The following is a 26,998-nucleotide window of genomic DNA, read 5'->3' on the forward strand; positions in this document are numbered from 1 at the left end:
GGCAGCCCTTAAGTGAGTAGGTTGCTCTCCCACAGGGGGCTCGGGCGATTTATTTGCGCGCCACAATCACCGCCCGCATCGGCGCTGGCAGCCCTTCGACGGTTTTGCTGTGGTCGGCGGGGTCGAGGAAGTCACTTAGGGATTGATATTTCATCCATTCGGTGCCGCGCTGTTCCTCCACGGTCGTCAGGCTCACGTCCACGCAGCGCACGTCGCTGAACCCGGCGCGACGCAGCCAGCGCTCCAAGGCCGGAACCGATGGCAGGAACCACACGTTGCGCATCTGCGCGTAGCGATCTTCGGGCACCAGCACTTGATGCTCGTCGCCCTCGATCACCAGGGTTTCCAGCACCAGTTCGCCGCCCTTGACCAGGCAATCCTTCAAAGCAAGTAGATGCTCGATTGGCGAGCGGCGGTGGTAGAACACGCCCATGGAAAACACCGTATCGAAGCCTTCGAGCTCTGGCGGCAGGGCCTCGAAGGGGAACGGCAGGTGCCAGGCGTTGGGCTGGGACAGGTAGCGCTGTACCGCCTGGAATTGGCAGAAGAACAGCCAGTTCGGGTCGACGCCGATCACCGTGTCGGCTCCGGCGCCCAGCATGCGCCACATGTAGTATCCGTTGCCGCAACCAACGTCGAGGATCCGCTTGCCCTTGAGATCCAGATGCGGGGCGACGCGCGACCATTTCCAATCCGAGCGCCATTCGGTATCCACATGCACGCCAAACAGATTGAACGGACCTTTGCGCCAAGGCGAAAGGCCCATCAACGCGGTACGCATTTGGGCGCGGGTTTCGTCGGAGCAATCGGCGTCCAGCGTCAGCCCATTCAGCAAATCCACCGTGGTGGGCTGCAAGAGCGGCAGCGCATCGAGGGCGCTTTGCCAACGCTCCAGGTCGCCGTGGCCCTTTTCCATCTTGACGTCGAGCTGCGTTTGCAACGTCGCGGCCCAATCGGCCAGGGGCGTGCCGGCCAGATGGCGGGCGAGGGGGGACAGATCGATCATGGCAGGGCAATCAACGAGGCAAAGTTAAGACACTGGAACCACGGCACGACTTTCGAGAACCCGGCGGCCAGCAGGCGCTCGCGGTGCTCTTCGAGGCTGTCGGGCTTCATGACGTTTTCGATGGCGCTGCGTTTCTGAGCGATTTCCAGTTCGCTGTAGCCGTTGGCGCGCTTGAACGCCACATGCAGGTCGGTGAGCAACGCGTGTTCCTCGGCATCGTTGAAGCGCAGCTTCTCCGAAAGGATCAGGGCGCCGCCGGGTAGCGACGATTGGCGAATGCGGCCCAATAGCGCGGTGCGCTGGTCCGGCGCGATGAATTGCAGGGTGAAGTTCAACGCCACCACCGAGGCCGGTTGAAACGTCAGGGCCAGGATGTCACCTTCGATCACTTCCACCGGCAGCAGCTCTTGGAACATCGAGTCCTGGCCGTTGAGGTATTCGCGGCAGCGCTCGACCATGGCCGAAGAGTTATCCACCGCAATCACCCGGCAACCCTCGGTGCGCACGTGGCGGCGCAATGCCTGGGTCACGGCTCCGAGGGAGGAGCCCAGGTCATAAAGCACGCTGTTGGGCTGGGCAAATTGCGCCGCGAGCACGCCGAGATTCTCGACAATGGTCGGGTAGCCTGGCACTGACCGCTTGATCATGTCCGGGAACACCCGCACCACGTCTTCATTGAAGGCGAAGTCGGGCACCTGGGCCAAGGGTTGGGCGAATAGGCGATCGGGCTCTTTGCTCACGGCGGTTCCAGCGGCTGGGGTGTTGAAAAGGCCGGCATTTTAACCAGAAAAACGGTGCTTTAGTGCGGCTTTCGGGGGAACGCCGATGCGGTGATGCCCCACTGTCCCAGCCAGTAACTGATGATGATCAGGTAGGGCGCGGCATGGAACGGCGCCACGAACCGGTTGATCCCGATCAGGCTGTCGGAAAAGACAAACCCCAGCGCTCCAACGGCTGCGAGCAGGGCCGAGCGTTTCGGCACCTCGGTCCCCAAGCGCGCCAGGGCCCTCCAGAGCATAGCGCTGATGACCAAGCCATAGACGACCACCGGCACCAGCAGCGGCCCGAGGCCGTTCGACACCAATATTCCCAACAGCAAGGCGCCAATGAACAAGGCAATCGTCAACGGCATGAGCGCCGGGCGGCGGCAGTCACTGAGGTAGGCTTTCAAATAGGCCAGGTGCGCCAACAAAAAAGCGCCGAGCCCCAATACAAACAAATCTCCTGGCCAGGCCAGCAATACGTCGCCCACCACTGAAAATATCAGGCCCAGGCTTATCCAGCGTCGGTATTCGCCCGGCGGCGCGTCGTGCAGCCAGCCCAGCAGGGCCAGCACCGGCATTGGCTTGACCAGCAGGCACAGCAACGTGGCATGCACGCTCAGGCCATATAGAAAGGTGGCCGCACCCATCAGCGCGAGGATCAGCCAACCCACGGTCATTTCACCGAAATAGCGCAGTCAAACGTTTCCACGGGTGGCACTTCGGGTGCCCATGGCTGTTGATAAGTCAGGCGCAAGCGCCCGGTGCCGGCGTCGAACGCCTGGAAGCGCCAAGTCGAGACACCGGCGGCGCCGACGATGCCGGCGTCTTCCGGGTTACGGTAAACCTCGGGGCCGAGGCCTTTGAGAACACCGCCGGCCGAATCCTGGATGCTCCAGCGATAGCCGGTGGTGGGATTGCTCGGCAAACTCAGGATCAGGTTCTGCCCGTTTTTGAGCTGCACCGGGCATTGGCTCTGTTTTTCCACCGTCACATTGTGTTTCGGCTGTGTGGCGCAGGCGCTTAGCAAGGCGAGGCTGACGGAGACAAGCAGGCGGGTGAGGGACATAAGGGCTCCGGCATTCACGACGAACGGCGAGCATAACCGAAGATGCTACTGGGTGTGTCAGCTGGACATGTGCTGGTGCAAATGACGCCTTCGCGAGCAGGCTCGCTCCTACAAGGGTTCGTTGCGAATCACATACCGTGAGCACCACAAATCCCCGGGGAGCGGGCCTGCTAGCGATGAGGCCAATGCAGTCACTGCAGAACGATCAGAACAACACCTTCACCACGTCCGCAAACCGCTTGGCAAAGTGCACCGTGACGCCTTCCTTCAGGTAGTCCGGCAGCTCCTCGAAGTTGCCACGGTTGGCTTCCGGCAGGATCAACTCATTGATTTTCTGCCGGCGCGCCGCGATGACCTTTTCGCGTACGCCGCCAATCGGCAGGACATGGCCGGTAAGTGTCAATTCGCCAGTCATGGCCACGCCTTTCTTCGCCGGCTGGTTGCGCGCAAGGGACAGCAAGGCGCTGGCCATGGTCACGCCGGCACTCGGGCCGTCCTTGGGCGTGGCGCCTTCCGGTACGTGCAGGTGCACGAAGGCCTCGTCAAAGAACTTCGGATCGCCACCGAATTGCTTCAGGTGGGAGCTGACGTAGCTGTGGGCTATCTCCGCAGACTCCTTCATCACCTCGCCCAGTTGCCCGGTGAGCTTGAAGCCGCGATTGAGAGTGTGGATCCGCGTTGCCTCGATCGGCAACGTGGCGCCGCCCATGCTGGTCCAGGCCAGGCCGGTGATGACCCCGACGCCAGACAGCACCTGCTCGTTGCGAAATACCGGTTTGCCCAGGGAGGCTTCGAGATCCTTGGGCCCGAGCTTGATCACGGCTTTTGGATCTTCGATCAGTTTCATCACGGCCTTGCGCACCAGTTTGCCCAGTTGTTTCTCCAACTGGCGTACCCCGGCTTCACGGGCGTAGCCGTCGATCAGGGCCTTCAGAGCGCTATCGTTGATGCTCAGGCTGCCCTTGGACACGCCGGCCTTGGCCAGTTGCTTGGGCCACAAGTGACGCTTGGCGATGGCAACCTTTTCTTCGGTGATGTAGCCCGACAGGCGAATGACTTCCATGCGGTCCAGCAGCGGGCCGGGGATCGAGTCGAGGGTGTTGGCGGTGCACACAAAGAGCACTTTCGACAGGTCCAAGCGCATGTCCAGGTAATGATCGAGGAATTCGACATTCTGCTCGGGGTCGAGAGTTTCCAGCAGCGCGGATGCTGGGTCGCCCTGGTAGCTCTGGCCCATCTTGTCGATTTCGTCGAGCATGATCACCGGGTTCATCACTTCGACGTCTTTGAGCGCCTGCACCAGCTTGCCCGGCTGGGCCCCGATGTAGGTGCGCCGGTGACCCTTGATTTCGGCTTCGTCGCGCATGCCGCCGACGCTGAAGCGATAGAACGGCCGCCCGAGGGATTCGGCAATGGATTTACCGACGCTGGTCTTGCCCACGCCGGGCGGGCCCACCAGCAACACAATGGAACCGCTGATCTCACCCTTGTAGGCGCCCACGGCGAGGAATTCCAGGATGCGCTCCTTGATGTCGCCCAGCCCGGCGTGGTGCTGGTCGAGAATCTTGCGCGCATGCTTGAGATCGAGCTTGTCCTGGCCATACACGCCCCAAGGCACTGATGTTGCCCAGTCCAGGTAATTGCGTGTGACGGCGTACTCCGGCGAGCCGGTTTCCAGGATGGAGAGTTTGTTCATTTCCTCTTCGATGCGCTTCTCGGCCTGGGCCGGCAATACCTTGCCTTCAAGGCGCTGTTCGAACTGTTCCAGGTCTGCGCTACGGTCGTCCTTGGTCAGACCCAGCTCCTGCTGGATGACCTTGAGTTGTTCCTTGAGGAAGAACTGGCGCTGATGTTCGCCGATCTTGCTGTTGACCTCGGCGGAAATTTCTTTCTGCAACCGCGCGACCTCGACCTCCTTGCGCAGCATCGGCAGGACTTTTTCCATGCGCTTGAGCATCGGCACGCAATCGAGTACTTCCTGCAATTCGCTGCCGGTGGCGGAGGTGAGCGCGGCGGCGAAATCGGTCAGCGGTGACGGGTCGTTGGGGCTGAAGCGGTTGAGGTAGTTTTTCAGCTCTTCGCTATACAGCGGGTTGAGCGGCAGCAGCTCCTTGATCGCGTTGATCAGCGCCATGCCATAGGCCTTGACCTCGTCGGTCGGCTCGCTCGGCTGGTGCGGGTATTCGACTTCCACCAGGTACGGTGGGCGGTGGTGCTTGAGCCAGGTGCGGATGCGCACGCGGGTCAGGCCCTGGGCAACGAACTGCAATTTGCCGGCTTCACGGCTGGCGTGGTGGACCTTTACCAGCGTGCCGTAGAGCGGCAGCTTCGAAGTGTCGAAATGGCGCGGGTCTTCCTGGGGTGAGTCCATGAAGAACAGCGCCAGGGAATGATGTTCGGACTTGGCCACCAGTTCCAGGGTTTCGGCCCACGGCTCTTCGTTGACGATGACCGGCAGCACCTGGGCCGGGAAGAACGGGCGGTTGTGGATAGGAATGATGTAGACCTTGTCCGGCAGGCTCTGGCCGGGCAGGGCCAGGCCGGTGCCGGAAACGGTATGTTCGATGTGCTCGGATTCTGTGTATTCGTTATTCGCTTCAGTAGAGTGCTGGTCGCTCATGGGGCACCTGCGCAATGGGGTATGGACCTTAGATGGGGCGGGCAGGAGGTTGTTTCAATGGCGGGCAATTGTCAGCGGTTATTTCATTGATGGGTATTCAGGTGGGCGACAGGTTGGCGTGGCGAGGGGGTGCACCCCTCGCCACGCGTTTCAGCCTACGCGGTTCAGGTCGTTATGGCGTGTTTCCTTCAGGCACAGCACCGCGATCACGCTGAGCACCGCGGCAGCGGATACGTAACCGCCGACGTAGCTCAGGCCGCCCATCGCCACCAGCTTCTGCGCGAAGAACGGTGCCGCAGAAGCGCCGACAATGCCACCCAGGTTGTAGGCCGCCGACGCGCCGGTGTAGCGCACATGCGTAGGAAACAGCTCTGGCAGCAACGCGCCCATAGGCGCGAAGGTCACGCCCATCAGGAACAGCTCGATGCACAGGAACAACGCCACGCTTCCCGTGGAGCCTTGAGTCAGTAGGGGCTCCATGAGGAAGCCCGAGGCCACCGCCAGCAGGCCGCCGGTGATGAGCACCGGCTTGCGGCCAAACCGGTCGCTTGCCCAGGCCGACAGCGGCGTGGCGGCGGCCATGAACAGCACTGCAAAGCACAGCAGGCCGAGGAAGGTCTCGCGGCTATAGCTCAGGGTCGCGACGCCATAGCTCAAGGAAAATACCGTGGAGATGTAGAACAGGGCGTAACACACCACCATCGCGGCCGCGCCAAGCAGTGTCGGCGCCCAGTACTGGCTGAACAACTCCACCAGCGGGATTTTCACCCGTTCCTGGCGGGCCATGGCGTTGGCGAACACCGGCGTCTCGTGGAGCTTGAGACGTACATAGAGGCCGACGATCACCAATACGGCGCTGAGCAAGAACGGAATCCGCCAGCCCCATGAGCGGAACTGCTCGTCATCCAGGGTCATGGCAAGGGTAAGGAACAATCCGTTTGCCGCCAGGAAACCGATAGAGGGGCCCAGTTGCGGGAACATGCCGAACCAGGCGCGCTTGCCTTTTGGGGCGTTCTCGGTGGCCAGCAAGGCCGCGCCGCCCCATTCGCCGCCAAGCCCCAACCCTTGGCCGAAACGCAAAAGGCACAAGAGAATCGGGGCCCAGGCGCCAATGCTGGCGTAGCCAGGCAGCACGCCGATGAGCGTGGTACACACGCCCATCAGCAGCAGCGAGGCCACGAGTGTCGACTTGCGCCCGATGCGGTCGCCGAAGTGGCCGAACAGCGCCGAGCCCAGGGGGCGGGCGAGAAACGCGATACCGAAGGTCAGAAAGGACGACAGCATCTGTGCCGTGCCTGAGGTCTGCGGAAAGAATACCGGTCCGATCACCAGGGCCGCGGCGGTGGCATAGACGTAGAAATCATAGAACTCGATGGCGGTGCCGATGAAGCTCGCGGTCGCCACGCGGGTGGCGGAGTTGGTTGGCTCGACAGGCACTGCTTCGTTGCAGGTAGTGGTTGTCATGCGGTTGTCCCTGACAGTCATATGCTCCGTTGGAGCGAATTATTATGGTCAAACACCCAGGGATGTGGGGTGGGCGCTGTCGCTGTTTCGGGTAGGAACAGTCGCAGGGCTGAAGCGAATAGAACCGGTGAACGGCCCGGAACCGTCTGGGTGCAGGGTAGGCACGAGGTTCGGGCGGGGCTGGGTAAGCGGTTTGAGTATAGGAAGGAGGCTAACGAATCAACAAGTGAGCCCGCACACAATTTGGAACATGCGCTGAGCTTTTGTAGCGAGGGAGCAAGCTCCCTCGCCACGGTGCGGTGATTAGGGAACTACCGGCACCGAACTGTTATGCCACACCAGCACCTGGCTGACGCGGTTGTCGACGGTCTCGATGATTTCCAGGCGGTAGCGGCCGATCTTCAGGCACACCGGGCTTTCCGGGATGGTTTCCAGTGCTTCGGTCACCAAGCCATTGAGCGTCTTGGGGCCGTCGCAGGGCAAATGCCAACCGAGGGTCTTGTTCAGCTCGCGGATCGACGCGGCGCCATCGATCATCAGGCGGCCGTCGGGTTGGGGATGAACGTGGGGATTGTCGAGGCTGTGCTCGCTTTCGAACTCGCCGACAATCTCCTCCAGGATGTCCTCCAGGGTCACGATGCCCATGACTTCGCCATATTCGTCCACCACCATGCCCAAGCGGCGTTGCTGCTTGTGGAAGTTGAGCAACTGCAGCTGCAGGGGGGTGCTCTCGGGAACGAAATACGGTTCGTGGCAGGCTGCCAGCAGTGCTTCCTTGGTCAGGCTCGCATCCGCCAGCAGATGGCGAACCTGGCGGGTATTGAGGACTGCTTCGACCTGGTTGATATCGCTGTGGAACACGGGCAGGCGGGTTCGCCGATTCAGGCGCAACTGCTCGATGATGTCGCCGATGGGGTCGTCGAGATTGATCCCGTCCACCTCGCTGCGAGGGACGAGGATGTCGTTGACGGTGATGTTGTCCAGCGCGTGGATACCGGAAACCGGATGCACCCGACCGCTGGTCTGTTCCTGTTCCTCGGCACGCGGCGTCGCGGGGGGCTCGTCGTCGCTTTGCTGGACCGCGCCAGCCTTGCGGGCAAAAGGGCGCAGCAGCAACTGGCTGAGGCCATTGAGCAGCCAGGCCACCGGATAAACGATTTTCAACGGAACGCCCAGCAAACCGTTGCCCAGGGCCAGCACCGCATCGGGATAACGGGTGGCGAGCGTGCGTGGCAGGTAGTCGGCGAAAACCAGCAGGGCCACGCTGGTGCCGAGCCAGGCCAGCCAGGGACCGTTTTCCAGCCAGGTGAAAATAGCCAGCCACGTGCCGATGACCACGGCGAGGGCGCGACAGAGGGTGTTGCACAGGATCAGGCTGGCCAAGGGAAAGCTGAGCTTCGCCAATGGCTTGTCGCCGGAGCGCGAGGCCCTGCGTTGGGCGAGCAGATACTGTTGGGCGGCTTCGATGGCCGTGAACAGGGCTGACCACAGGATCAGCACGACCATCACCGCAAACAATGGCCCCAAGGGCAGCCTATCCATCAGCGTCGTCCGTCAGACATGCAGGATGTATTCGCGGACCAGCTTGCTGCCGAAGTAGGCCAGCATCAGCAGGCAGAATCCCGCCAGGGTCCAACGAATGGCTTTGTGGCCACGCCAGCCGAGGCGGTTGCGACCCCACAGCAGCACGCTGAAAACGACCCACGCCAGGCACGCCAGCAGAGTCTTGTGCACCAGATGCTGGGCGAACAGGTTCTCGACGAACAGCCAGCCGGAGATCAACGACAGCGAGAGCAGGGTCCAGCCGGCCCAGAGGAAACCGAACAGCAGGCTTTCCATGGTTTGCAGGGGCGGGAAATTGCGGATCAGACCGGAGGGGTGCTTGTGCTTGAGCTGGTGGTCCTGCAACAGCAGGAGCAGTGCCTGGAACACCGCGATGGTGAACAGGCCGTAGGCGAGGATCGACAACAGGATATGCGCCAGGATGCCCGGTTCCTCGTCGATGATCTGCACGGTGCCCGAGGGCGCGAATTGCGCCAGCAGCACCGTGGCCAGCCCGAGGGGGAACAGCAGCACCAGCAGGTTTTCCACGGGGATGCGCGAGCAGGCCAGCAGCGTCAGCGCGATCACGGCCATGGCGATCAGGCTGGCGGCGTTGAAGAAGTCCAGGCCCAGGCCGATCGGCGTCATCAAGTGGGTGAACAGGCTGACCGCATGGCTGAGCACCGCCAGCACGCCGAGCGTGACCAGCAGGCGCTTGTTCGCCTTGGCGCCGGAGGCCAGACGGGTGCCCTGATAGAAGGTCGCAGCGGCATAAAGACAAGCGGCGGCGAGGGTTGCAAGCAAGCTGGGTGACAAGGGGAGCATAAATCCTGTTAGGCAGGCCCGAAAGGCGCTGAGTTTGGCATAGAACCCCTACCGCACGAAAGACCGCCGCAACCGACGGCGAGGTGTACGTCGCACGCTTCTTCGCTATAATCCGCGACCTGCCCACGCCGCAGGCTCGCCGAGCACATATTTCACGGTCTGGGCCGCCATTATCCCGGTCTTATCTGGGCCTGAAAGGATCGCGCATGTTTGAAAACCTAACCGACCGTCTCTCGCAGACGCTGCGCCATGTCACCGGCAAGGCGAAACTGACCGAAGACAACATCAAAGACACCTTGCGCGAAGTGCGCATGGCGTTGCTCGAAGCCGACGTTGCCCTGCCGGTGGTGAAGGACTTCGTCAATTCGGTGAAGGAACGCGCCGTCGGCACCGAAGTGTCCCGCAGCCTGACCCCGGGCCAGGCGTTCGTGAAGATCGTCCAGGCCGAGCTCGAAAGCCTGATGGGCGCCGCCAACGAAGACCTGAACCTCAGCGCCGTGCCGCCAGCGGTGGTGCTGATGGCCGGTCTGCAGGGCGCGGGCAAGACCACCACCGCCGGCAAGCTGGCGCGCTTCCTTAAAGAGCGCAAGAAGAAGTCGGTGATGGTGGTGTCGGCGGACATCTACCGTCCGGCGGCAATCAAGCAGCTGGAAACCCTGGCCAGCGACATTGGCGTGACGTTCTTTCCGTCCGACCTGAGCCAGAAGCCGGTGGACATCGCCCAGGCGGCTATAAAGGAAGCGAAGCTCAAATTCATCGACGTGGTCATCGTCGACACCGCCGGTCGCCTGCACATCGATGAAGAGATGATGGGTGAGATCAAGGCGCTGCACGCCGCGATCAACCCCGTGGAAACGCTCTTCGTGGTCGATGCCATGACCGGTCAGGACGCGGCCAACACCGCCAAGGCGTTCGGTGACGCACTGCCGCTGACCGGCGTGATCCTGACCAAGGTCGACGGCGACGCCCGTGGCGGTGCCGCGCTGTCGGTACGCGCCATCACCGGTAAGCCCATCAAGTTCATCGGCATGGGCGAGAAGAGCGAAGCGCTCGAGCCGTTCCACCCCGAGCGTATCGCTTCGCGCATCCTCGGCATGGGCGATGTGCTCAGCCTGATCGAGCAGGCCGAACAGACCCTCGACAAGGACAAGGCCGACAAACTGGCCAAGAAGCTGAAGAAGGGCAAGGGCTTCGACCTCGAAGACTTCCGCGACCAGCTGCAACAAATGAAGAACATGGGCGGCCTCGGCGGCCTCATGGACAAACTGCCGAACATCGGCGGCGTGAACCTGGCGCAGATGGGAAATGCCCAGGGCGCGGCTGAAAAGCAGTTCAAGCAGATGGAAGCCATCATCAACTCCATGACCCCGGCCGAGCGCCGCGACCCTGAGCTGATCAGCGGTTCGCGCAAGCGTCGTATCGCCATGGGTTCCGGCACCCAGGTGCAGGACATCGGACGCTTGATCAAGCAGCACAAGCAGATGCAGAAGATGATGAAGAAATTCTCCGCCAAGGGCGGGATGGCCAAGATGATGCGCGGCATGGGCGGTATGTTGCCCGGCGGCGGCATGCCGAAAATGTAAAGAATCTGCGCCGGCTGTCATGTCGGCGTTGCCTCGCACGGAAGCGGGGATTTCCAGCAAACCCGCGCTACGCGGGAGCTGACCCGCCGTTTTTCATGACGGCTCTATGGCAAATCTTGATTGCACCGCGCCAGGCGCCGGAAAAAGTCATTTGCAAAAGTCCGGATATTCCTTAGAATATGCGGCCTTTCGGGCACCTATGCCCGCTGTGCATTTAGATTTGCAGCACCGACTACAGGAACGATGTTCACATGCTAACAATCCGTCTTGCCCTTGGCGGCTCCAAAAAGCGCCCGTTTTACCACCTGACCGTAACCGACAGCCGCAACCCGCGTGACGGTTCCCACAAGGAACAGGTTGGTTTCTTCAACCCTGTTGCCCGTGGTCAGGAAGTTCGTCTGTCCGTGAACCAAGAGCGCGTAGCCTACTGGCTGAGCGTTGGTGCACAGCCTTCTGAGCGTGTTGCTCAGTTGTTGAAGGAATCGGCTAAGGCCGCGGCCTGAGCAATATGAACGCGACGCCAAAAGATGCCGGTGATTTGATCGTTGTCGGCAAGATCTACTCTGTACATGGCGTTCGCGGCGAAGTGAAGGTGTATTCCTTTACTGATCCGATCAAGAACCTGTTGGACTACAAAACCTGGACGCTCAAGCGCGAAGGTAGCGTGAAACAGGTGGAGCTGGTCAGCGGACGCGGGAACGACAAGTTCCTGGTCGCGAAGCTCAAGGGTCTCGATGATCGTGAAGAAGCGCGTCTTCTGGCCGGTTATGAGATCTGCGTGCCGCGCAACCTGTTCCCTGAACTGACCGACGGCGAGTACTACTGGTACCAGCTGGTGGGTCTGAAGGTCATCGACCACCTCGGGCAATTGCTCGGGAAGATCGATCATCTGCTCGAGACCGGTTCGAACGATGTCATGGTGGTCAAGCCTTGCGTCGGCAGCCTGGATGATCGCGAACGCCTGTTGCCCTATACGGAGCAATGCGTGTTGGCAGTCGACCTTGAAGCAGGCGAGATGAAGGTGGAATGGGATGCGGATTTCTAAACGTGGCTAATTTGCGCGTTGAAGTCATCACGCTGTTTCCCGAGATGTTTTCCGCCATCAGCGAATACGGCATAACCAGCCGCGCGGTGAAACAGGAGCTGTTGCAGCTCACCTGTTGGAATCCGCGAGACTACACCACGGATCGGCATCACACTGTGGACGATCGCCCGTTTGGCGGTGGTCCGGGCATGGTGATGAAGATCAAGCCCCTGGAAGATGCGCTGGTTCAGGCCAGGACGGCAGCCGGGGAGGGTGCGAAGGTGATCTACCTGTCGCCCCAAGGCCGTCAGCTGACTCAGTCGGCGGTACGCGAGCTGGCGAATTCGGATGCATTGATCCTGATTGCCGGCCGTTATGAAGGCATTGACGAGCGTTTCATTGAAGCTCATGTCGATGAAGAGTGGTCGATTGGCGACTATGTACTGTCTGGCGGCGAGCTGCCGGCGATGGTCCTGATCGATGCGGTTACACGACTGCTGCCTGGAGCTTTAGGGCATGCGGATTCCGCCGAGGAAGATTCCTTTACGGATGGTCTGCTGGATTGCCCGCACTACACCCGACCGGAGGTGTATGCGGATCAGCGTGTTCCCGACGTGTTGCTAAGTGGCAACCACGCGCACATCCGGCGTTGGCGTTTACAGCAGTCCCTTGGTCGGACCTATGAACGACGCGCCGATCTTCTGGAAAGCCGCTCGCTTTCTGGAGAAGAGAAGAAGCTGCTCGAGGAATACATCCGCGAGCGGGACGATAGTTAACAACGTATCGATGGTAAGTCCGTTGACTTGCCTTAGGAGCACAGCATGACTAACAAAATCATCCTTGCACTCGAAGCAGAGCAGATGACCAAAGAGATCCCTACCTTTGCCCCAGGCGACACCATTGTCGTTCAGGTGAAAGTGAAGGAAGGCGACCGTTCGCGTCTGCAAGCGTTCGAAGGCGTTGTTATCGCCAAGCGTAACCGCGGCGTAAACAGTGCATTCACCGTTCGTAAAATCTCCAACGGTGTTGGCGTAGAGCGTACTTTCCAGACCTACAGCCCGCAAATCGACAGCATGGCTGTGAAGCGTCGCGGTGACGTGCGTAAAGCCAAGCTGTACTACCTGCGTGACCTGTCGGGTAAAGCAGCTCGCATCAAGGAAAAACTGGCTTAAGTCCAGCTTCCGATGCAAAAAAAGCAGCCTGCGGGCTGCTTTTTTGTTGCCTGCGATTTGTGCTTTGAGCACTCTTCACTCGTCGTTTTTTATGCGACGCAGCCTTCGCTAGCTCATGAGTCTTTATGCCAGCCATCGACCATCCACTGATAGACCAGTTCCTCGACGCCCTGTGGCTGGAGAAGGGGCTCTCCGATAACACCCGCGGCGCCTATCGCAGCGACCTGGCCTTGTTCAATGGCTGGTTGCAGGAACAGAACCTGGAATTGATCAACGCCGGAAGGGAATTGATCCTCGATCATCTGGCGTGGCGTTTGGAGCAGAACTATAAACCCCGCTCTACCGCCAGATTTCTTTCCGGGTTGCGTGGTTTCTATCGCTATTTGCTGAGGGAAAAAGTGATTGCGGTGGACCCGACCTTGCGCGTGGAAATGCCGCAACTGGGCCGTCCGCTGCCCAAATCCCTGTCGGAAGCGGACGTGGAAGCATTGCTGGCGGCCCCCGACCTCAGTGACCCCATCGGCCAGCGCGACCGAGCGATGCTGGAAGTGCTGTACGCCTGTGGTTTGCGGGTCACCGAGCTGATCAGCCTGACACTGGAGCAAGTGAACCTGCGCCAGGGCGTGCTGCGGGTGATGGGCAAGGGCAGCAAGGAACGCCTGGTGCCCATGGGCGAGGAAGCGATCGTCTGGGTCGAGCGCTACATGCGCGATGCGCGTCATGACCTGCTCGGTGGGCGTCCCAGCGATGTGCTGTTTCCGAGCCTGCGCGGCGAGCAGATGACCCGCCAGACTTTCTGGCACCGCATCAAGCACCAGGCCAAGGTGGCGGGAATCAATAAATCGCTGTCCCCCCACACCTTGCGCCATGCCTTCGCCACGCACCTGCTCAATCATGGCGCTGATCTGCGGGTAGTACAGATGTTGCTGGGGCATAGTGACCTGTCCACCACCCAGATCTACACCCACGTGGCTCGGGCGCGGTTGCAGGACCTGCACGCCAAGCATCATCCCCGCGGCTGAAGAAGAACCCCACGGATAAGCGCTTGCCATTGCCTTGCATCACCGGCATTCGGCCACGCCAGCCTTATGTGGTAGGCTTTCCCGGTTTGCACGGTGGGCGGCTGGAACCCGAATCTGCGGGTCGTTGGTTCCCGTCCCATTTGTTCGCCTCAGGAGTCCTCATGCGTTTGATCCAGATGTTCACCGCCGCCGCCATTGCGTTGGCCAGCACCTTTGCCATCGCCGACGACGCGGCTGACCAGGCTATCCGCAAGAGCCTGGCCAACCTCGAGCTCGAAGTGCCGATCGAAGCCATCTCTGCCAGTCCCATGTCCGGGCTCTATGAAGTCAAGCTCAAGGGCAGCCGCGTGCTGTACGCCAGCGCCGACGGCCAGTACATCGTCCAGGGCAACCTGTTCACGCTCAAGGACGGCAAGCCGGTCAATCTCACCGAGATCACCGAACGCCAGGGCATTTCGAAGTTGATCAACGGCATCCCGGTCGCCGAAACCGTGGTCTATCCAGCAGTCGGCGAAACCAAGTCGCACATCACCGTGTTCACCGACACCACCTGTCCTTATTGCCACAAGCTGCACGCTGAAGTGCCCGAGCTCAACAAGCGCGGCATCGAAGTGCGTTATGTAGCGTTCCCGCGCCAGGGCCTGGGCTCGCCGGGTGACGAGCAGTTGCAAGCGGTCTGGTGTTCCAAGGACAAGAAAGCAGCCATGGACAAGATGGTCGATGGCAAGGAGATCAAGTCCGCCAAGTGCGAGAATCCGGTTTCCAAGCAGTTCGCCCTTGGCCAGTCCATCGGCGTCAACGGTACGCCGGCCATCGTTTTGGCGGACGGCCAGGTGATTCCGGGCTATCAGCCGGCGCCGCAAGTCGCCAAACTGGCTTTGGACGCAAAATGACCTGCGTCGATCCGCTTTTGAAGATCACGGCTCGGCGAAAACGTTCGTCGGGCCGTTAAACACAAAGTCGCGTTGCTGCGCGGCTGTATTTCACGGCCGACCTTGCGTCGGCCGTTTCATGGGGAGTCAAGAGTGAATCCGGTCAAAGTAGGCATCTGTGGGTTAGGTACCGTCGGTGGCGGCACCTTCAACGTACTTCAGCGCAACGCCGAGGAAATTGCTCGTCGTGCCGGGCGTGGAATCGAAGTGGCACAAATTGCCATGCGCACGCCAAAGCCTCAGTTCCAGACGACCGGTATTGCGATTACCAACGATGTCTTCGAAGTGGCCACGAACCCTGAGATCGACATCGTGATAGAGCTGATGGGCGGCTATACCGTTGCCCGAGAGCTGGTACTCAAGGCCATCGAGAATGGCAAGCATGTGGTCACCGCGAACAAGGCGCTTATCGCCGTTCACGGTAATGAAATCTTCGCCAAGGCACGAGAGAAAGGCGTGATCGTGGCGTTCGAAGCCGCCGTGGCGGGTGGCATCCCAGTGATCAAGGCGATTCGCGAAGGCCTGTCGGCCAACCGTATCAACTGGCTTGCGGGAATCATCAACGGCACCGGCAACTTCATCCTCACCGAGATGCGCGAGAAAGGTCGCACCTTCGAGGACGTCCTCACCGAGGCCCAGGCCCTGGGTTATGCCGAGGCCGATCCAACCTTCGACGTGGAGGGCATCGACGCGGCGCACAAGCTGACGATCCTGGCTTCCATCGCCTTTGGTATTCCGCTGCAATTCGACAAGGCCTACACCGAAGGCATCACCAAGCTGACCACCGCTGATGTGAACTATGCCGAAGCCTTGGGCTACCGCATCAAACACCTGGGCGTGGCGCGCAGCACCGCCAGCGGCATCGAATTGCGCGTACACCCGACGCTGATCCCGGCCGACCGCCTGATCGCCAACGTCAACGGTGTGATGAACGCAGTGATGGTCAATGGTGATGCCTCCGGGTCGACGCTGTTCTACGGGGCTGGCGCGGGCATGGAGCCGACTGCATCGTCGGTGATCGCCGACCTGGTGGATGTGGTTCGCGCGATGACCTCGGATCCAGAGAACCGTGTGCCGCACCTGGCGTTCCAGCCGGATTCGCTGTCGGCCCATCCGATTCTTCCGATCGATGCTTGCGAAAGTGCCTACTACTTGCGTATCCAGGCCAAGGACCATCCGGGCGTATTGGCCCAGGTGGCGAGCATTCTTTCGGAGCGCGGCATCAACATCGAGTCGATCATGCAGAAGGAAGTCGAGGAACATGATGGCCTGGTGCCGATGATCCTGCTGACCCATCGCGTGGTCGAGCAGCGCATCAACGATGCGATTGCGGCATTGGAAGCGCTCCAGGGGGTCGTTGGCCCAGTGGTCCGTATCCGCGTCGAACATTTGAACTAATTTAGCGGCAAGCTATAAGCTGCAAGCTGCAAGTAAAAGCCGAACCGCTTTTCACTTGTAGCTTGCAGCTTGAGGCTTGAAGCTCAAACCGAAGGTTTGCCCTATGCGCTATATCAGCACCCGCGGCCAGGCACCGGCCCTGAATTTCGAAGATGTCCTGCTGGCCGGCCTGGCCACGGATGGCGGTCTTTATGTGCCGGAGAACCTGCCACGTTTCACCCAGGAAGAGATTGCCTCCTGGGCCGGCCTGCCGTACCACGAGCTGGCTTTCCGGGTCATGCGCCCGTTTGTTGCCGGCAGCATCCCGGACGCCGATTTCAAAAAGATTCTGGAAGAGACCTATGGGGTCTTTTCCCACAATGCCATCGCACCGTTGCGCCAGCTAAACGGTAACGAATGGGTCATGGAACTGTTCCACGGTCCGACCCTGGCGTTCAAGGATTTCGCCCTGCAGCTGCTCGGCCGCCTGTTGGACTACGTGTTGCAAAAGCGTGGCGAGCGCGTGGTGATCGTCGGCGCAACGTCCGGCGACACCGGCTCGGCCGCGATCGAAGGCTGCAAGCATTGCGAGCACGTCGATATTTTCATCCTGCACCCGCACAACCGCGTCTCGGAAGTGCAGCGTCGGCAGATGACGACGATCTTCGGCGACAACATCCACAACATCGCCATCGAAGGCAACTTCGATGACTGCCAGGAAATGGTCAAGGCCAGTTTCGCCGACCAGAGCTTCCTCAAGGGCACCCGGCTGGTGGCGGTGAACTCGATCAACTGGGCGCGGATCATGGCCCAGATCGTCTACTACTTCCACGCGGCGCTGCAGTTGGGCGGCCCGGCCCGTTCGGTGGCGTTCTCGGTGCCTACCGGCAACTTCGGCGATATTTTCGCCGGTTACCTGGCGCGCAACATGGGCCTGCCGATCAACCAATTGATCGTCGCCACCAACCGCAACGACATCCTGCATCGCTTCATGAGCGGTAACCAGTACGTCAAGGAAACCCTGCACGCCACGCTGTCACCTTCGATGGACATCATGGTGTCGTCGAACTTCGAGCGCCTGTTGTTCGACTTGCACGGTCGCAATGGTGCCGCGATTGCCGGCCTGATGGACAGCTTCCGCCAGGGTGGCGGTTTCAGCGTCGAAGCCGAGCGCTGGACCGAAGCCCGCAAACTGTTCGACTCCCTTGCAGTGGATGACGCGCAGACCTGCGAAACCATCGCCGAGGTGTTCGAGCAGAGCGGTGAGCTGCTCGACCCACACACCGCCATTGGCGTGAGAGCTGCACGCGAGTGCCGCCGCAGCCTGGATACCCCGATGGTCGTCCTGGGCACCGCACACCCGGTCAAGTTTCCGGAAGCCGTGGAGAAAGCTGGCGTAGGAAAAGCGCTTGAACTGCCTGCACATCTTTCGGATTTGTTTGAGCGAAACGAGCGTTGCACGGTGTTGCCCAATGACTTGAAAGCCGTGCAGGCCTTTGTCAGCCAGCATGGCAACCGCGGCAAGCCTCTCTGATAGCTGGAAGTTGTCACATTTTGAAGCCCGTCTCCTGACGGGCTTTCTTGTTTCTGCATGCCAAACTGGCCGGGTTTCCGCCCTTGGAGGGACGGGCGGGTAATCTCGAAGGAAGTGCAGATGTTGTTCTTTATACGTTGCAAACCAGTGATGAGCTGGATGATGGGCCTGGTGTTTTTGTTTGGGGCGCCATGGGGAGGCGCGGCCCAGTTGGCGGCCTCTGGCAAGCCACCGTTCGAATCCAGCGGACGGATCGCGCTCGATGCCCAGGAGCTGAAGTGGATCAGCGAGAACCCTCGCGTCGTCGTCGCCTCGATGCAGTTCCCGTTGTACCTGTTCAAAAATGAACGTGGGCAATGGAACGGGCTGAACGACGATATTCTCCGGCGTATCGAGCATATGACCGGACTTGAATTCGTTCACCGGGAGTCGTTCTCTCCCGATCAATTAATGGCCCTGTTGGAAAAAGGCGAGGCCGACATGACGACTACCCTGGCGATGAACGACGAGCGCAGGGAGTTCTTGAGTTTCAGCCACGCGTTCGGAGGTTCCGGTTGGGTCTTCGTCGGACGTGACGCAGAGCCCGCACTTCGTTCGCTGGAGCAACTCGAAGGCAAGGTGCTGGTGTTGCCGGCACGGCATGCGTTGGAGTCGGAGATCAGGCGCAATCATCCAGCCATCGAGTTGCGCACGGTCAAGACGTACGGTGAAGCTCGGGCGCTGGTGGAAAGCGGTGAAGCCTACGCCACCATTGAAAATGAAACCGGCGCGCACCTGTACCCTGCGGGACAGCTGCAAGTAGGAAGCAATCTCGAAGGCAAGTGGGAGCCCGACTATCTGGCTGTGCGCCAAGACCTTCGGCCATTGTTAAGCATCCTGAACAAGGCGCTGGAAGCGTTCCCCGCCGAAGAGATGCGAGCGCTGCGCTCGAAATGGCTGACAGGCATCGCTCCCCGTCCGTCACCGTCTTCCTGGTTGTACATCAAACAGTGGGGCTACTGGTGTGTGGTCGTGTTCGGGGTGTTTGGCCTGTTGTCCCTGCTGTCGCTGTTATGGAACCGACGCCTGCAGGTCCAGATTGATCAACGCCTCAAGGTCGAGGCCGTACTCAATGACCAACTGAAGTTCCAGCGAGCCCTGATGGACGCGATTCCCGATCCGATCTTCATTCGCGACCTGGAAGGTCGCCTGATCATGTGCAACAAAAGTTATGAGGATCAGTTCGAGACTCGCTTCGAGAAGCTGCTGGGCACGCGCCTGACCGATTCCGCGACGTTTCCAGCAGCAACCGCCGAATTGTTGCACGGCGAGTTGATGGAGCAGCTGCAAACCCGGCAGCCGCGTTTTGTGGACCGCCAACTGATGTTCAGCGGTGGCTTGCGGGACATCTATCACTGGTCAGTGCCGTTCTATGGGGCCGATGGTCAGTTGCGCGGTCTGCTGGGAGGGTGGATCGATGTTGGGCATCGTTGGCGCCGCAACCGCTTCCTGGCTTGATGATGGCCGTGCCTGTTGCCAACCTGTCATATTGGGCGCGCATGCTCGGTTGAACACGCTGCAAAAGTGTCGGTTCGTTGCGCTGGCAGAACTTTAGGCCATGACCCACGGTCACTTAATGTGCAGTTGTTTTCTCGGACTATTGAAGGGTGATCGAATGGAAAGTATCAGCCTGTTGCTGAATGAAGCCTTGAGCCCGTATCAGGTCACGCTCACTCCCTCCGGTGCCAAGGGTGAATGCCTGGTAACGCTGAAAAACCCCACGGGGGCCATCATGGTCGAGCGGGTGTTCAACCAGGCCCAGCTGGCCGACAAGCGCCAGCTCACCGACGTGGTCGATGGCCTGCACCGCGATGTACTGATCGCCGAAGGCCGCCTGGAGCCCTGCGTGATCGCGGCTTTGCGTAATCTGGCAGGGGACAAGGCCATGGCTGTCCCTAATTGAGCGACGGTTTGAGGGAACCTTCCTACGTCCCTGTGAGTCAGACCTTTTACCAACAAGAGCGAGCATTGTGCTCCGGTGCTTGTCGCTTGTTGCACGGACCTTGAATGGTCACGTTTAACCCCGAGTTGTCTCCCCACTTCTCGGGGTTTCTTTTTGCCTGGCGTTCAGGGCTTGGCTCGTTCTATCCCGCCAAGGGCATCGCTCCCACAGTTACAGATCTGACAACATGCTTTAGCTGCTTATCTCAAATAGCACCATCGGCCCGCAGTTTGGCGATCCGCTGCGCATCGTAGCCCAGCTCGCCGAGTACCTGTGCCGTGTGCTCACCCAGCGCCGGCCCTACCCATTCGGATGTGCCCGGCGTGTCCGACAGTTTCGGTACGATGCCCGGCATCTTGAACGCCTTGCCGTCCGGCAGCTTGGCCTGCAAGAACATTTCCCGGGCGAGAAACTGCGGGTCGCTGAACATGTCTTCGGCGCTGAAGATCCGGCTGGCCGGTACTCCGGCCTGGTTCAGTTGGTCGATGACAGCCTCCAGCGGCAGTGAGTTGACCCAGCGATCGATCACGCCATACAGCTCTTCGCGGCGACTGTCGCGTCCATCGTTGCCGGCCAGTTGCGGGTCGTTGGCCAGGTCGTCGCGGCCGATGATCTGCATGAAGCGCTTGAAGATTGCGTCACCGTTAGCGCCGATCTGCACGTGTTTGCCGTCGGCACTGGTGTGGATGGATGACGGGGTGATGCCGGGCATGATATTGCCGGTGCGCTCGCGGATGAAGCCGAACACATCGAACTCCGGCACCATGCTTTCCATCATGGCGAAGATCGCCTCGTACAGCGCCACGTCCACCACTTGTCCGGTCCCGCCATTTACCTCGCGGTGACGCAAGGCCATCAGTGCGCCGATCACGCCCCAGAGTGCGGCAATGGAGTCGCCGATTGAAATTCCGGTACGCACTGGCGGACGATCCTCGAAACCGGTGATGTAGCGCAGGCCGCCCATGGATTCGCCGACGGCGCCAAACCCCGGTTGATCCTTCATCGGCCCGGTCTGGCCGAAACCGGAGAGCCGCACCATGACCAGTTTGGGGTTCAGCGCGTGCAATACGTCCCAGCCCAGACCGAGCTTTTCCAGCACGCCCGGGCGAAAATTCTCGATCAGGATGTCCGCTTCGCCGATCAGCTGTTTCAGGATCGACAGGCCTTCGGGGTGCTTGAGGTTCAGAGTCAGGGACTTTTTATTGCGTGCCTGGACGAACCACCACAAGGACGTGCCTTCATACAGCTTGCGCCATTTGCGCAGCGGATCGCCGCCGTCGGGGGATTCGACCTTGATCACCTCGGCACCGAATTCACCGCAGATCCGCGAGGCGAAGGGGCCGGCGATCAAGGTGCCGAGTTCAATGACTTTGACGCCGGCAAGGGGTTTGGCAGTAAGCGACATGGCGAATCCTGTAGGACAAAGGCAGAACGAATAGAGCGTTTTATCATAGGCCAACGCCTGTCGCCGCAGGTTGATGGTCGGCAATTCGTGGATTGGCCGCCTCATCGGTTAGACTTGCCGACTTTCCTCGTATCAAGAAGCCCGTTCATGGCCCAGCCGTCCACGACCTACAAATTCGAACTGAACCTCACCGACCTCGACCGCAGTGTGTATGAGAGCGTGAAGCAGACCATCGCCCGCCATCCTTCGGAAACCGAGGAACGCATGACCGTGCGCTTGTTGGCCTACGCGTTCTGGTACAACGAGCTGCTGGCGTTTGGTCGTGGCCTGTCAGACGTCGATGAACCTGCCCTGTGGGAAAAAAGTCTGGATGACCGTGTCCTGCATTGGATCGAAGTCGGCCAGCCGGATGCCGAACGCCTGACGTGGTGCTCGCGTCGTACCGAGCGCACCAGCCTGCTGGCCTATGGCAGCCTGCGTGTCTGGGAGGGCAAGGTGATTCCAGCCGTGAAGACCCTGAAAAACGTGAACATCGCCGCCGTACCCCAGGAAGTCCTCGAAACCCTGGCCAAGGACATGCCCCGCGTCATCAAGTGGGACGTGATGATCAGCGAAGGGACCATTTTCGTGACCGACGACCGTGGCCAGCATGAAGTCCAGTTGCAATGGTTGCTGGGTGAGCGTGGTTGAGCCATTGACAAGTATTGAGTGAACTCATTGTGGCGAGGGAGCTTGCTCCCGCTTGGGTGCGCAGCGCCCACAATCAAGGGGGCCGCTACGCAGCCCAGCGGGAGCAAGCTCCCTCGCCACGGTCCAGGACCAAAAAGTAGAGAAATGTCCGTCCCCCATGCGCATAGAACCCCGCCAACTGCCCGACACCCTACCGTTCCTCGGTGACCTGCCGCCCCTGTTGACCCGCCTGTACGCAGCACGCGGCGTGCAGTCCGAGGCCGAACTGGACAAGAGCCTGGCGCGCTTGATTCCGTTCCAGCGGCTCAAGGGGATCGACGCCGCGGTGGATCTGCTGGTGACCGCGCTGGAGCAACGCCAGCGGATCCTGATCGTCGGGGATTTCGATGCCGATGGCGCGACGGCCAGCACCGTGGGCATGTTGGGCTTGCGCCTGCTGGGCGCGGCTCATGTCGATTACCTGGTGCCCAATCGCTTCGAATACGGCTATGGCTTGACGCCGGAGATTGTCGAAGTCGCCCTGACACGCGAGCCACAGTTACTGATCACCGTGGACAACGGCATTTCCAGCGTGGAAGGCGTGGCGGCGGCCAAGGCGGCGGGCCTGAAGGTGCTGGTTACCGATCACCACTTGCCTGGGTTGGAGTTGCCGCGGGCCGATGCCATCGTCAACCCGAACCAGCCGGGCTGCGAATTCCCAAGCAAGGCTTTGGCGGGCGTCGGGGTGATTTTTTATGTACTGATGGCGCTGCGGGCGCGCCTGCGCGGCCTGGGCTGGTATGCCAGCACGCCCCAGCCGAACATTGGTGAGCTGCTGGACCTGGTGGCGCTGGGCAGCGTGGCCGACGTGGTGCCCCTGGACGCCAACAACCGGATCCTGGTTCACCAGGGTCTGGAGCGTATTCGCGCTGGCCGCGCGCGTCCCGGGATCAAGGCCATCCTGGAAGTGGCCAAGCGAGATCCGTCGCGCATCACCTCCACGGACCTGGGTTTCATCGTCGGTCCACGACTGAATGCGGCGGGACGCCTGGACGATATGAGCCTGGGCATCGAATGCCTGCTGACCGCCGACCCAACGCTGGCCCGTGAGATGGCGGCCCAACTGGACGGCATGAACCAGGATCGCAAATCCATCGAGCAGGGCATGCAGCGTGAAGCCCTGGCTCAGCTCAAGGACCTGCCGGTGGAGTCGATGCCGTTCGGCTTGTGTCTGTTCGACCCGCAATGGCACCAAGGCGTGATCGGTATCCTCGCCTCGCGCATGAAGGAGCGTTATTTCCGTCCGACCATCGCTTTCGCCGATGCCGGCGACGGTCTTCTGAAGGGCTCCGGTCGTTCGGTGCCGGGCTTCCATATCCGCGATGCCCTGAGTGTCGTTGCGGCACAGCATCCAACCCTCATCAGCAAATACGGCGGCCACGCCATGGCGGCGGGGCTGACATTGCCCGAGGGGAATTTTCCGTTGTTCGCCGAGGCATTCGACGCTGAAGTACGTAGGCAACTGCGTGAGGAGGACCTGACTGGGCGACTGCTGTCGGACGGCACCCTGGCGGTCGAGGAATTCCATCTGGAACTGGCCCGGGCACTGCGCCATGCGGGACCGTGGGGCCAGCATTTCCCGGAGCCAGTGTTCCACGGTGTTTTCCAGTTGGTCGAGCAGCGAGTGGTGGGCGAACGTCACTTGAAGGTTGTTCTCAAAAGTGAGTGCGGCTCGCTGAAGCTCGATGGCATCGCCTTTGGCATCGACCGCGAGATCTGGCCGAACCCGACTGTGCGCTGGGTGGAACTGGCCTACAAGCTCGACCTCAACGAGTTTCGTGGCCAGGAAACGGTGCAACTGATGATCGCCCATATCGAGCCGCGATAGCAGGACCCAAGCGAAACCTGTGGCGAGGGAGCAAGCTCGCTTGCCACAAGACCCTGGCAAACAGCTTGGCCGCCCAGGGTCGGTTTTTGGAATCGGAACCCTCCCTCCTTCGAAGTTGTCGACTAGTCTCTAAGCACTGCTTGATAGCCCTTGTGACGTCTTGTCGGATTTTTTGCCCGCGGGGGCGGGTGTTGTACCTTTTTGTCACTCGTCGACTTTTCAAACAGAACCCTGGAGCCTGCCCACTGATTCGAGAGGTGCCCCATGAGTCTGCTGCTGGAACCCTATACCCTTCGCCAATTGACCCTTCCCAATCGCATCGCGGTTTCGCCGATGTGCCAATACTCGAGCGTCGATGGCCTGGCCAACGACTGGCACCTGGTACACCTTGGCAGTCGCGCCGTGGGTGGCGCCGGGCTGGTGTTCACCGAAGCCACCGCAGTCACCGCGGACGGCCGTATCACCGCCCAGGACCTTGGGTTGTGGAACGATGAGCAAATCCCGGCGCTGCAACGCATCACCCGTTTCATCACCGCCCAAGGGGCCGTCCCCGGCATCCAGCTGGCGCACGCAGGTCGCAAGGCAAGTACCTGGCGGCCCTGGTTGGGCAAGCATGGCAGCGTCAAGCCGGAGGACGGCGGCTGGGTCCCGGTCGGTCCTTCGCCAATCGCCTTCGACCCACAACACACCCAGCCGATGCAATTGGACGAGGGGCAGATCGCTGGCGTGATCCAGGCATTCGTGGACGCGGCCAAGCGTGCCCTGACCGCAGGCTTCAAGGTGGTCGAGGTCCATGCGGCCCACGGTTACCTGCTGCATCAGTTCCTGTCGCCCTTGAGCAACCAGCGCCGCGATCAATACGGCGGGTCGTTCGAAAACCGTATCCGGCTGGTGCTGCAAGTGACTGAAGCGGTGAGGGCGGTGTGGCCAGAAGAACTACCGGTGTTCGTTCGCGTCTCCGCCACCGACTGGGTCGAAGACGGTTGGAACCCGGACGAAACCGTGGAACTGGCGCGACGATTCAGGATGTTGGGGGTGGACTTGATTGACGTGTCGTCGGGCGGAACCGCCGCGAATGCGGAAATTCCCACCGGCCCGGGTTATCAGACCCGCTTCGCCGAGCGGGTACGCAAGGAGTCGGAGATTGCCACCGGCACCGTGGGCATGATTACCGAGCCGGCCCAGGCCGAGCACATCCTGCGCACCTGCCAGGCCGATATCATCTTCCTCGCCCGGGAATTGTTGCGCGATCCGTATTGGGCCTTGCATGCCGATGATGACTTGGGTGGGCGCAAGGCCACTTGGCCGGCGCAGTACCAGCGGGCGACGCATCGGGACCAGCCGATCCATGAGTCGGATCTGCGGGACTGAATTGGCGATGAAACAAAAAGCCCCGGTCATTGGCCGGGGCTTTTCGTTTTTTGTTTATCGGGTGTCCAGAGTTGGTTCAGGGATACTTACGCCGATCCGGCGCCGGCGGGAAATACTGGTACAGCCAGGTCTCGCTCAACGTGCGGTCCTTGGAACGCAGGAACAGCCGCATCTCTACCGGGTCCACGCGATCGTCGGTCGGGTACCAGTCGAAAGTAATGCGGTAGCCCTTGATCGCGTCCAGTACCAACACGTTGAAGTCCTTGACCTCGCCGTGGGAGCACGTCACGACCGGTTCGATACCGGTGCCCGGTGGCAACTGGTCGAGGCCACCGCCGGTGAAGTCCACGGCAAAGCGCCGCGCCCAGACGGTCGGGTAATGCTCGCCGGGTGCCCAGCCTTCGATGAAGCCGCCCATGCCGGAGCGGGTGGCATCGACACGCGCCAGGTCGGTGCTCACCGGTGGCAAGGCACTCCAGTAGAGCTTGTAGCCGTAATTCAGCGAATCACCGGCGGCGACGGGTTTTTTCGGGGTCCAGAACGCGACGATGTTATCCAGGGTTTCGCCGGTTGTAGGAATTTCCAACAGATCGACTGAGCCTTCTCCCCATGCGGTCGTAGGCTCGACCCACAGGCTCGGACGTTTGCTGTACCAATCCACGGTGTCCTGGTAGCTGTCGAAGTCATGGTCGGTCTGCACCAGCCCGAAGCCTTTCGGATTCTTGTCGGCGAACGCGTTGAATTGCAGGGTGGCGGGGTTGTTCAGCGGGCGGCAGACCCATTCGCCGTTGCCGCGCCACATGGCCAGCCGGTCGGAGTCGTGGATTTGCGGGTGAATGGTGTCGCACATGCGCCGCTCGACCGTGCCGCAGCTGAACATGCTGGTCATCGGTGCGATGCCCAGTTGCTCAATGGCGGTACGGGCATGGATGTGCGCATCGATTTCCATGACGACCCGGGTCGGCTGGCAATCGATATCGAAACGATAGGCGCCGGTGGCGCTGGGCGAGTCGAGCAGGGCGTAGACCACGAAACGGGTGCTGTTCTTGTCCGGGGTTTCGAACCAGAACTTGGTGAAATCCGGAAACTCCTCGCGCTTCTTCGCATAGGTGTCGATGGCCAGCCCCCGGGCAGACAGCCCGTACTGGCCGCTGGCATCGACGGCGCGGAAATAGCTGGCCCCCAGGAATGAAACGATGTCGTGCCGGTCCAGCTCCGGTGCCTTGAACACCCGGAAACCCGCGAAGCCCAGGTCACCGGTTAATTGCGAGGTATTGACCGTGGTCTTTTCGTAGTTGAACAGCTCCGGGCGGAAATGCACCTCACGGGCCATACGCGTCTTCGGGTCGACGCTGTACATGCGAACCGGCTGCTTGAAACCCATGCCGACATGGAAGAACTGTGCGTCCAGTTGCCCGTCCAGCTCATTCCACAGGGAGTGGTTGGCGTCGTACCGGATGGCATTGAACTGCAGCGGCGACATCTGGGCCAGGGTCGGTGGCAGGACTTGCTTGGTGTCGACGTAGCGGCTCTCGGCCAGCCGCCGGGCCTGATCCTTCAGCCCTTTGAAATCGAAGGGACGGGCTTCGCCGTCGGCGGTCTGGTCAGCGGCCCAGGCGCGTGCGGCCATGAGTCCCGACGCCGATAGCCCGGTGTAGGCGGCGAAGGCCATGGAGGCCTTGAGCAAATTCCTGCGGTGCATAAATACAACCTTAATCAAAGCAATCCCGAGCCGATCCTGGCAACAGAGATT

At 60.8% G+C, this 26,998-nt stretch carries 24 protein-coding genes; 14 read left to right on the top strand and 10 right to left on the bottom strand.

Annotated features, from left to right (window positions below):
• Positions 1-49: 49 nt before the first annotated feature.
• From cmoB to ACLK1G_RS03635, 8 genes are all read right to left on the bottom strand, one after another.
• Positions 50-1,006: a tRNA 5-methoxyuridine(34)/uridine 5-oxyacetic acid(34) synthase CmoB gene (gene cmoB, locus ACLK1G_RS03600; protein WP_420764172.1), complete on the bottom strand. Its 957-nt coding sequence runs from the start codon at positions 1,004-1,006 to the stop codon at positions 50-52.
• Complete coding sequence (gene cmoA, locus ACLK1G_RS03605; protein WP_420764173.1) at positions 1,003-1,746, bottom strand: carboxy-S-adenosyl-L-methionine synthase CmoA; 744 nt, start codon at positions 1,744-1,746, stop codon at positions 1,003-1,005. The genes cmoB and cmoA overlap by 4 nt, the downstream gene beginning before the upstream one ends.
• Before the next feature lie 59 nt (positions 1,747-1,805).
• Positions 1,806-2,441 (bottom strand): lysoplasmalogenase, encoded by a 636-nt coding sequence (locus tag ACLK1G_RS03610; RefSeq protein WP_420764174.1) that lies wholly within the window; start codon positions 2,439-2,441, stop codon positions 1,806-1,808.
• Positions 2,442-2,443: 2 nt separating this feature from the next.
• Complete coding sequence (locus ACLK1G_RS03615; RefSeq protein ID WP_420764175.1) at positions 2,444-2,836, bottom strand: protease inhibitor I42 family protein; 393 nt, start codon at positions 2,834-2,836, stop codon at positions 2,444-2,446.
• A gap of 205 nt (positions 2,837-3,041) precedes the next feature.
• The gene (gene lon / locus ACLK1G_RS03620) at positions 3,042-5,456 is read right to left on the bottom strand and encodes an endopeptidase La (protein WP_420764176.1); all 2,415 of its coding nucleotides are present in this window, start codon (positions 5,454-5,456) and stop codon (positions 3,042-3,044) included.
• Between the two features lie 150 nt (positions 5,457-5,606).
• Positions 5,607-6,920, bottom strand: coding sequence for an MFS transporter (locus ACLK1G_RS03625; protein WP_420764177.1), 1,314 nt, complete (start codon positions 6,918-6,920; stop codon positions 5,607-5,609).
• A gap of 303 nt (positions 6,921-7,223) precedes the next feature.
• Positions 7,224-8,462, bottom strand: a complete 1,239-nt coding sequence (locus ACLK1G_RS03630; protein WP_420764178.1) for a CNNM domain-containing protein — start codon at positions 8,460-8,462, stop codon at positions 7,224-7,226.
• A gap of 12 nt (positions 8,463-8,474) precedes the next feature.
• Positions 8,475-9,287, bottom strand: coding sequence for a cytochrome C assembly family protein (locus ACLK1G_RS03635; RefSeq protein WP_420764179.1), 813 nt, complete (start codon positions 9,285-9,287; stop codon positions 8,475-8,477).
• A 206-nt stretch (positions 9,288-9,493) separates the two neighbouring features.
• Here ACLK1G_RS03635 and ffh point away from each other — a divergent pair, with 206 nt between their 5' ends.
• From ffh to ACLK1G_RS03690, 11 genes are all read left to right on the top strand, one after another.
• A complete protein-coding gene (ffh, locus tag ACLK1G_RS03640; protein ID WP_413794151.1) occupies positions 9,494-10,870 on the top strand; it encodes a signal recognition particle protein in 1,377 nt (458 codons plus the stop codon).
• 251 nt (positions 10,871-11,121) lie between these two features.
• The gene (gene rpsP, locus ACLK1G_RS03645; RefSeq protein ID WP_003198088.1) at positions 11,122-11,373 is read left to right on the top strand and encodes a 30S ribosomal protein S16; all 252 of its coding nucleotides are present in this window, start codon (positions 11,122-11,124) and stop codon (positions 11,371-11,373) included.
• A gap of 5 nt (positions 11,374-11,378) precedes the next feature.
• Positions 11,379-11,915 (top strand): ribosome maturation factor RimM, encoded by a 537-nt coding sequence (rimM, locus tag ACLK1G_RS03650; protein WP_420764180.1) that lies wholly within the window; start codon positions 11,379-11,381, stop codon positions 11,913-11,915.
• Complete coding sequence (gene trmD, locus ACLK1G_RS03655; RefSeq protein WP_170845966.1) at positions 11,897-12,670, top strand: tRNA (guanosine(37)-N1)-methyltransferase TrmD; 774 nt, start codon at positions 11,897-11,899, stop codon at positions 12,668-12,670. The genes rimM and trmD overlap by 19 nt, the downstream gene beginning before the upstream one ends.
• A gap of 45 nt (positions 12,671-12,715) precedes the next feature.
• Positions 12,716-13,066 (top strand): 50S ribosomal protein L19, encoded by a 351-nt coding sequence (gene rplS, locus ACLK1G_RS03660; protein WP_003175895.1) that lies wholly within the window; start codon positions 12,716-12,718, stop codon positions 13,064-13,066.
• Positions 13,067-13,191: 125 nt separating this feature from the next.
• On the top strand, positions 13,192-14,088 hold the full coding sequence (gene xerD, locus ACLK1G_RS03665; RefSeq protein ID WP_420764181.1) for a site-specific tyrosine recombinase XerD: 897 nt from the start codon (positions 13,192-13,194) through the stop codon (positions 14,086-14,088).
• A 161-nt stretch (positions 14,089-14,249) separates the two neighbouring features.
• Complete coding sequence (locus tag ACLK1G_RS03670; RefSeq protein WP_420764182.1) at positions 14,250-14,981, top strand: DsbC family protein; 732 nt, start codon at positions 14,250-14,252, stop codon at positions 14,979-14,981.
• A gap of 132 nt (positions 14,982-15,113) precedes the next feature.
• Positions 15,114-16,418, top strand: coding sequence for a homoserine dehydrogenase (locus ACLK1G_RS03675; RefSeq protein WP_420764183.1), 1,305 nt, complete (start codon positions 15,114-15,116; stop codon positions 16,416-16,418).
• Between the two features lie 103 nt (positions 16,419-16,521).
• Positions 16,522-17,931, top strand: a complete 1,410-nt coding sequence (gene thrC / locus ACLK1G_RS03680; RefSeq protein WP_420764184.1) for a threonine synthase — start codon at positions 16,522-16,524, stop codon at positions 17,929-17,931.
• 120 nt (positions 17,932-18,051) lie between these two features.
• On the top strand, positions 18,052-19,428 hold the full coding sequence (locus ACLK1G_RS03685; RefSeq protein WP_420764185.1) for a transporter substrate-binding domain-containing protein: 1,377 nt from the start codon (positions 18,052-18,054) through the stop codon (positions 19,426-19,428).
• 157 nt (positions 19,429-19,585) lie between these two features.
• Positions 19,586-19,873, top strand: coding sequence for a DUF3509 domain-containing protein (locus ACLK1G_RS03690; protein WP_420764186.1), 288 nt, complete (start codon positions 19,586-19,588; stop codon positions 19,871-19,873).
• Positions 19,874-20,117: 244 nt separating this feature from the next.
• On the opposite strand, the gene ACLK1G_RS03695 is transcribed toward ACLK1G_RS03690, so the two are convergent.
• Positions 20,118-21,317 (bottom strand): CaiB/BaiF CoA transferase family protein, encoded by a 1,200-nt coding sequence (locus tag ACLK1G_RS03695; protein ID WP_420764187.1) that lies wholly within the window; start codon positions 21,315-21,317, stop codon positions 20,118-20,120.
• Between the two features lie 147 nt (positions 21,318-21,464).
• On the opposite strand from ACLK1G_RS03695, the gene ACLK1G_RS03700 reads away from it, so the two are divergent.
• From ACLK1G_RS03700 to ACLK1G_RS03710, 3 genes are all read left to right on the top strand, one after another.
• On the top strand, positions 21,465-22,007 hold the full coding sequence (locus ACLK1G_RS03700; protein WP_420764188.1) for a YaeQ family protein: 543 nt from the start codon (positions 21,465-21,467) through the stop codon (positions 22,005-22,007).
• Positions 22,008-22,164: 157 nt separating this feature from the next.
• Entirely contained in the window at positions 22,165-23,874 is a 1,710-nt protein-coding gene (recJ, locus tag ACLK1G_RS03705) for a single-stranded-DNA-specific exonuclease RecJ (RefSeq protein WP_420764189.1), read from the top strand.
• 264 nt (positions 23,875-24,138) lie between these two features.
• Complete coding sequence (locus ACLK1G_RS03710; RefSeq protein ID WP_420764190.1) at positions 24,139-25,245, top strand: NADH:flavin oxidoreductase/NADH oxidase; 1,107 nt, start codon at positions 24,139-24,141, stop codon at positions 25,243-25,245.
• Between the two features lie 76 nt (positions 25,246-25,321).
• Here the strand turns inward: ACLK1G_RS03710 and ACLK1G_RS03715 are convergent, their stop codons facing one another.
• A complete protein-coding gene (locus ACLK1G_RS03715) occupies positions 25,322-26,947 on the bottom strand; it encodes a glucan biosynthesis protein D (protein WP_420764191.1) in 1,626 nt (541 codons plus the stop codon).
• Between the last annotated feature and the right edge of the window lie 51 nt (positions 26,948-26,998).

Source organism: Pseudomonas algeriensis, assembly GCF_048847255.1.
Classification (GTDB): Bacteria; Pseudomonadota; Gammaproteobacteria; order Pseudomonadales; family Pseudomonadaceae; genus Aquipseudomonas.

Bases quoted from the DNA above. Each gene is read 5' to 3' on its own strand.
- rimM (WP_420764180.1), top strand. From the start codon at position 11,379: ATGAACGCGACGCCAAAAGATGCCGGTGATTTGATCGTTGTCGGCAAG.
- ffh (WP_413794151.1), top strand. From the start codon at position 9,494: ATGTTTGAAAACCTAACCGACCGTCTCTCGCAGACGCTGCGCCATGTC.
- ACLK1G_RS03685 (WP_420764185.1), top strand. From the start codon at position 18,052: ATGTTGTTCTTTATACGTTGCAAACCAGTGATGAGCTGGATGATGGGC.
- ACLK1G_RS03690 (WP_420764186.1), top strand. From the start codon at position 19,586: ATGGAAAGTATCAGCCTGTTGCTGAATGAAGCCTTGAGCCCGTATCAG.
- ACLK1G_RS03625 (WP_420764177.1), bottom strand. From the start codon at position 6,920: ATGACAACCACTACCTGCAACGAAGCAGTGCCTGTCGAGCCAACCAAC.
- ACLK1G_RS03635 (WP_420764179.1), bottom strand. From the start codon at position 9,287: ATGCTCCCCTTGTCACCCAGCTTGCTTGCAACCCTCGCCGCCGCTTGT.
- recJ (WP_420764189.1), top strand. From the start codon at position 22,165: ATGCGCATAGAACCCCGCCAACTGCCCGACACCCTACCGTTCCTCGGT.
- ACLK1G_RS03700 (WP_420764188.1), top strand. From the start codon at position 21,465: ATGGCCCAGCCGTCCACGACCTACAAATTCGAACTGAACCTCACCGAC.
- ACLK1G_RS03670 (WP_420764182.1), top strand. From the start codon at position 14,250: ATGCGTTTGATCCAGATGTTCACCGCCGCCGCCATTGCGTTGGCCAGC.
- rpsP (WP_003198088.1), top strand. From the start codon at position 11,122: ATGCTAACAATCCGTCTTGCCCTTGGCGGCTCCAAAAAGCGCCCGTTT.
- thrC (WP_420764184.1), top strand. From the start codon at position 16,522: ATGCGCTATATCAGCACCCGCGGCCAGGCACCGGCCCTGAATTTCGAA.
- trmD (WP_170845966.1), top strand. From the start codon at position 11,897: ATGGGATGCGGATTTCTAAACGTGGCTAATTTGCGCGTTGAAGTCATC.
- rplS (WP_003175895.1), top strand. From the start codon at position 12,716: ATGACTAACAAAATCATCCTTGCACTCGAAGCAGAGCAGATGACCAAA.
- lon (WP_420764176.1), bottom strand. From the start codon at position 5,456: ATGAGCGACCAGCACTCTACTGAAGCGAATAACGAATACACAGAATCC.
- ACLK1G_RS03710 (WP_420764190.1), top strand. From the start codon at position 24,139: ATGAGTCTGCTGCTGGAACCCTATACCCTTCGCCAATTGACCCTTCCC.
- ACLK1G_RS03695 (WP_420764187.1), bottom strand. From the start codon at position 21,317: ATGTCGCTTACTGCCAAACCCCTTGCCGGCGTCAAAGTCATTGAACTC.
- ACLK1G_RS03630 (WP_420764178.1), bottom strand. From the start codon at position 8,462: ATGGATAGGCTGCCCTTGGGGCCATTGTTTGCGGTGATGGTCGTGCTG.
- cmoB (WP_420764172.1), bottom strand. From the start codon at position 1,006: ATGATCGATCTGTCCCCCCTCGCCCGCCATCTGGCCGGCACGCCCCTG.
- ACLK1G_RS03715 (WP_420764191.1), bottom strand. From the start codon at position 26,947: ATGCACCGCAGGAATTTGCTCAAGGCCTCCATGGCCTTCGCCGCCTAC.
- ACLK1G_RS03615 (WP_420764175.1), bottom strand. From the start codon at position 2,836: ATGTCCCTCACCCGCCTGCTTGTCTCCGTCAGCCTCGCCTTGCTAAGC.
- xerD (WP_420764181.1), top strand. From the start codon at position 13,192: ATGCCAGCCATCGACCATCCACTGATAGACCAGTTCCTCGACGCCCTG.